This is a genomic window from Noviherbaspirillum denitrificans (genome assembly GCF_002211445.1).
Classification (GTDB): domain Bacteria; phylum Pseudomonadota; class Gammaproteobacteria; order Burkholderiales; family Burkholderiaceae_D; genus Noviherbaspirillum; species Noviherbaspirillum denitrificans.
This window is the reverse complement of sequence record NZ_LSTO01000001.1, coordinates 2266208-2271996: the sequence shown is the minus strand read 5'-3', so window position 1 is coordinate 2271996 and position 5789 is coordinate 2266208. Positions and strand designations below refer to the sequence as shown.

Annotated in this window: 3 protein-coding genes; 1 reads left to right on the top strand and 2 read right to left on the bottom strand. The window is 63.7% G+C overall.

The window, feature by feature from the left end:
* Positions 1–190, top strand: a 190-nt coding sequence (locus AYR66_RS29520) for a hypothetical protein (RefSeq protein WP_206047142.1), incomplete at its 5' end; no start/stop codon positions are given.
* Here AYR66_RS29520 and AYR66_RS11130 read toward each other — a convergent pair.
* Positions 182–3529 (bottom strand): EAL domain-containing protein, encoded by a 3348-nt coding sequence (locus AYR66_RS11130; RefSeq protein ID WP_088707541.1) that lies wholly within the window; start codon positions 3527–3529, stop codon positions 182–184. The two genes, AYR66_RS29520 and AYR66_RS11130, sit on opposite strands and share 9 nt — an antisense overlap.
* Positions 3530–3622: 93 nt before the next feature.
* Positions 3623–5500: a potassium transporter Kup gene (locus AYR66_RS11125; RefSeq protein ID WP_088707540.1), complete on the bottom strand. Its 1878-nt coding sequence runs from the start codon at positions 5498–5500 to the stop codon at positions 3623–3625.
* Positions 5501–5789: the final 289 nt, after the last annotated feature.

Below are 5789 nucleotides of genomic sequence, written 5' to 3'. Positions count from 1 at the left end.
GGGTGGCGTCGAGACCGCCGAGCAGCTGGCCTACCTGAAGGCGCGCGACTGCACGAGCGCGCAAGGCTTCATCTTCAGCCCGCCGGTATCGGCGCGGAAATTCGAGGAACTGATGCTTAACGGCACCTGGTCGCGCATCAACCGCCTGCCGCAGGTGAGCGATGCGGTGGCGTTCAACGGCTTACATTAATTCAGCGGCCAGTACCGCAAACTCGTCCGCCGGAACCGGCCGGCTGACGAGATAACCCTGTGCCTGGTCACAACCCTGGGCATGCAGGAAGTCGAGCTGCGCCTGCGTCTCCACACCTTCCGCAATGACAGTCAGCTGCAGCGCATGGCCGAGCTGGACAATCGCCTTGACGATGGCCGCGCCCTCGGCGGCGCCGGGCACATCGCGCACGAAGGACTGGTCGATCTTGAGCTTGTCCACGTCGAGGCGCTTCAGGTAGGCGAGGCTGGAATAGCCGGTGCCGAAGTCGTCGATCGACAGCTGCACGCCAATCCTCTTCAGTTCATGCAGGGTTTCCATCACGGCCGCGGTATCGTTGAGCAGCAGCGATTCCGTCAGTTCCAGTTCCAGCAGGGCGGGATGCAGGCCGGATTGCCGTAGCGCGCTTCGGACCGTGTCGAGGATGTCGCCGCGCTTGAACTGTTGCGCCGACAGGTTGACCGCCACCGGCAGCGCAGCCATCCCGGCCTGTTGCCATGCGACCGCCTGCCGGCAGGCTTCGTTCAGCACCCACTCGCCGATCGGCACGATGAGGCCGCTTTCCTCCGCCAGCGCGATGAAGCGGCCCGGCGCCAGCAGGCCCTGGTCGGGACGACGCCAGCGCACCAGCGCCTCCATGCCCACGACGGTACCGGAAGCGATATCGATCTGCGGCTGGTAGTGCAGTACGAACTCGTTGTTCTTGACGGCCTTGCGCAGGCTGCCGTGCAGTTCCATCCGCGCCAGCGCATCCACATTCATCGACGAGGCAAAGAAGTGGTAGGTGTCGCGGCCGTTGTCCTTGGCGTGGTACAGCGCGGTGTTGGCATTCTTGAGGAGCGTATCGAAGTCGCGGCCGTCGTCCGGGAACATGCTGATGCCGATGCTCAGGCTGGTATTGAGGGTATGCGCGCCGATCTCGAACGGCTCGGCCATCGCATCCACGATCGCTTGCGCCGCCCGGCTGGCAATGCTGGAATCGGTCACGTCGTTGAGCAGGATGACAAACTCGTCGCCGCCGTGGCGGCAGATGGTGTCGCTCTCGCTGATGCAGCCCTGCAGGCGTTCCACCACAGCCATCAGCAGCTTGTCCCCGGTTTCGTGTCCCAGGCCGTCGTTGACCTGCTTGAAGTTGTCGAGGTCGAGTGCCAGCACCGCCACGCCCGACTGTTCCCGGCCCGACACCGCCGCCGCGCGGTCGAAGCGGTCGCGCAGCAGAACACGGTTGGGCAGGTGGGTGAGGGGATCGTGGTGCGCGAGGAAGGCCAGCTTTTCTTCGGCCTCCGTCCGCTGCAGCCGGGTGCGCAGGGTTTCGACGCCGAATGCCAGGTCGGTCGCCAGTTCATACAGCAGCCGCACTTCGTCCTGGCCGAAGGAATCCGGATCGGCGGAATAGATCGACAGCGCGCCGAAGGTGCGCCCGCCGCTGATCAGCGGCAGCGCGATGCAGGACTGGAAGCCGCGCTCGAGGGCGGCGGCGCGCCACGGCGCGGTAGCGGGATTGTCCATGTAGTTCTGCACGATCTGCACACGCGATTCGCGGATCGCCGTGCCGGTCGGACCGCGGCCGTATTCGGTGGCGTCGTCCCAGGAAATGCGCAGGTTTTCCAGGTAACCGCCGTCGAAGCCGGACTGGCTCACCACCCGCACGGTCCGCGCGCTGTCATGCTCGGCGAAGCCGACCCAGGCCATGCGATAGCCGCCGCGGAACACCACCAGTCGGCAAATCTCGTCGAGCAGGTTCTGCTCGCGTTCCGCATGCACCAGCGTCATGTTGCAGTCGCTGAGCATGCGCAGCGCGCGGTTGAGCTTCTTCTGGTTCTGTTCGGCGCGGCGTCGCGCGGTGACATCGCGCGCGAAGACCAGAGCACCCTCTTCATCCTTGAAACGGAAGGGGACTGCCGCGACTTCGACATCCACCGCCGTGCCGTCCAGGCGCAGGAACGTCTCGTCCATGGGCGGCACGCTTTCCGCGCCGGACCGGAGGGCCAGGATGCGCTCTTCGATCAGGCCATGGAAATCAGGGTGGATGCGGTCATTGATTGGCGTGCCCAGCAGCTGCTTGCGCGTCTGCGCACCGAGCAGGTGCACGCCGGCCTCGTTGATGTACGAGATGCAATCCCTGGTCTGCACGATGATGGCGTCGGGGGCGCTCTCAACCAGTTTGCTCAGCCTGCGCTCGCTGTCCTTCAGGGCATGTTCGTAGCGATGGCGGTCTTCCACCAGCAGGTTGAAGCTGGTGATCAGGTGGCCGATTTCATCCCCGCTGTCCACCGGCAGCGGCGCCAGTTCGGTTTCGCCGCCCACCATGCGGCGCATCGCGGCGCCGGCCTGGTCCAGCGGTGCCAGCATGCGCCGGGCAAGCCACTGTATAAGGAAGACGGCCAGCAATGTCATGAGCGCGGCAGCGATGTACAGCGATTGACGCATTGCGGCGACCGGGCCGAAGGCGACATCGACCGGCAGGGAGAAACCGACGATCCAGTTCGACCGTTCTACGCGCTTGCCTGAATGCAGTTTGGGGACCCCGGCCGAGTTGGAACTGATTCCGGAGCCTTCGAAGCCATCCCTGAAACGGTCCAGCATCAGATTGCGGCCGCGTTCCGCCAACGGTGTCATTGCCCGTGCGCTATCGGTGGATGCGACGATCAGCCCGTCATGCGGCGAAATGATGAAGACTTCCCCCTTGCCCGCCATGTCCGGCTGGGACACGATGCCCAGGAAATTGGGGGCCGTAAGGTCGGTGATGCCGGTCAAGACCGCGCGCACTCGTCCTTCAGCATCCGTTATCGGGACCGAAATCGGCAGCACCGGACGCTTGAGCGCGCGGCCAATGATGGGCTTGTCGATGTACGGTTTGCCGTTTTCGATCACTTTGCGGAAATAATCGCGGTCGCCGAAATACGTGCCACGCCGGCCGGGCACGGCGGGATAGTCGGCGATTGCATGGCCGTCCAGTCCGATCACGATGATGCCCCCGGTAAAAGTCACGTGCAGCGCCGGGAAGCCGGCCAGGAAGCCATCCAGGGTCGCAACAGCCATGTCTTGCGGCACGACGGCCGCTACTTTGGAAAGGCTTTCAATGCGGTCATCCAGCTTGGCATCGATCTGCGCCGCCATCTGGCGGGTGGCGGCAAACTGCTGGTCCGACAGCACTTTTTCGAACTGGCTTTCGAGTACCGTTACCGAAAGCGTCGCCATGACCCAGAGGAAGGCCGCAAACAGGCCGACAGTCAGCCCGATCAGCTTGAGCTTGAGGGAGAGGGGCCGCTCCCGGCGAAGCAGGGCGGCGATGAGGGCGGTGACTTGGCGAGGTCGCATGTTTGGGGGCCGGCCGGTCCTGGCGGCAATAACCACAAGTATTATAGGTGTTTACTTGTGGAAATAGCCATTCGGACCGGAGGCAGGCCCCGGTCAGATCTCCACTTGCGTCCCCAGTTCGATCACGCGGTTGGTCGGCACCCGGTAGTAGTCCGCGGCGTCGCGCGCATTGCGCGACATGGTGGCGAACAGCGATTCGCGCCACAGCGCCATGCCGCTGCCGACCCGCGGGATGACGGTCTGGCGGGCGATGAAATAGGACGTGCTCATCGCGTCCATTTCCAGTCCGGCGTCCTTGCACATTTCCAGCGCCGCCGGGATGTCGCGCTCGTCCTTGAAGCCGTAATGGATGTTGACCTGGTAGCACTGGTGGCCGAGCGGCGTCACCTTCACGCGCTCTTCCTCGGGCACCATCGGGATATCGGCGTTGTAGACCGTCAGGAAGACCGTGCGCTCGTGCAGCACCTTGTTGTGCAGCAGGTTGTGCAGCATCGCGTGCGGCACGCCGTCGCCTTCCGCACGGAAGAAGACAGCGGTGCCCTCGACGCGCGCCGGCGGGCTGATGAACAGCGATTGCAGGAAGTCTTCCAGCGGTACCAGGTGCCGGCGCAGGTTCTCGTACACCAGGTGGCGCCCGTCGCGCCAGGTCAGCATGAGCATCATCAGGACCGCCGCCAGCACCAGAGGGAACCAGCCGCCGTGCAGGATCTTGAGCGTATTGGCGGAAAACAGCGCCACGTCGATGGTCATGAAGAAGCCGGTTGCGCCGAAGCACAGCAGCAGGTTGTAGCGCCAGCGGTAGCGGATCACGAAGAAGGTGAGGATGGTCGTCATCAGCATGGTCGTCGTCGCCGCGATGCCGTAGGCAGACGCCAGGTTGGACGAGGAACCGAAACCGATCACCGCCAGCAGCACCACGCCCAGCTGCATCCAGTTGATGAGCGGGATGTAGATCTGGCCCATTTCCCGATCAGAAGTGTGCAGGACGCGCATGCGCGGCAGGAAGCCGAGTGCGATCGCCTGCTGGGCAATCGAGAAGGTGCCGGAAATCGTGGCCTGCGAAGCGATCACCGTGGCCATGGTCGACAGCACGACCAGCGGATACACGCTCCACGGTCCGAGTTGCAGGTAGAACGGGTTGGACACGGCTTCGGGATTGCCGAGCAAAAGGCCGCCCTGGCCGAGGTAGTTGAGCATCAGCGCGGGGAACACGACCGCGAACCACGCCAGCCGGACCGCCCGCTTGCCGAAATGTCCCATGTCCGCATACAGCGCCTCGGCGCCGGTGACCGCCAGCACGATCGCACCGAGTGCGACGAAGGCCAGCCAGCCGTTCTGCGCCAGGAAGCGGGCGGCATGCAGCGGATTGAGCGCGGCAAGGATGGCCGGGTTTTCCGCAATATTGACGATGCCCATCGCTGCCAGCGCGCCGAACCAGACCAGCACGATCGGGCCGAACCACTTGCCGATGCCGCCGGTGCCCTTGCTTTGCAGGGTATAGAGCGCGACCAGCACCACGACCGTGAGCGGCACCACATAAGGCGTGAATGCAGGCGTGGCGACTTCCAGGCCCTCGATGGCCGACAGCACCGAGATCGCCGGTGTGATCACGCCATCGCCGAAGAACATGGCCGTGCCGAGCAGGCCGACCAGCACCAGCGGGTGGTACCAGCGCGATTTCGTGCCGACCGATGACAGTGCCAGCGCCACGAGCGCCATCACGCCGCCTTCGCTGCGGTTGTCGGCACGCAGCACGAGGGTTACGTATTTGAGGGACACGATGAGGATCAGCGCCCAGACGATCAGCGAAGTCACGCCGAACAGGTTTCCTTCGTTGAGGGGCAGGCCGTGCTCCGGTGCGAACACTTCCTTCATCGTATATAGCGGACTGGTGCCGATGTCGCCGTAAACGACACCGATCGCGGCCAGGGTCAATGCGGCAAGACTGGACTTGTGGGGCTCGGACGCCAAGGACGCCTCCTGTGAATGTTGCAGTGCAAAAACGGAATTCTAGCTTATTTGCATCAGTGCACTACGCACGTTAGCGGCGATTCTGCCTCCGCGCAAATTCCCGACAGTCCATCCGGCGTGCGGGTTCCTTGATATAGATCCTTGTCCGGTCTATTTGAAAACCGGCAACATCTGCCGGTGCTTTCCTGACGGAATGAAAGCCGCGGAGGGCGTCAACTTTTCAGTGGAGAGGCCGGCTCATGCTTTACCAGATTCACGAAAACAACAAGATGTGGATGGCGCCATTTGT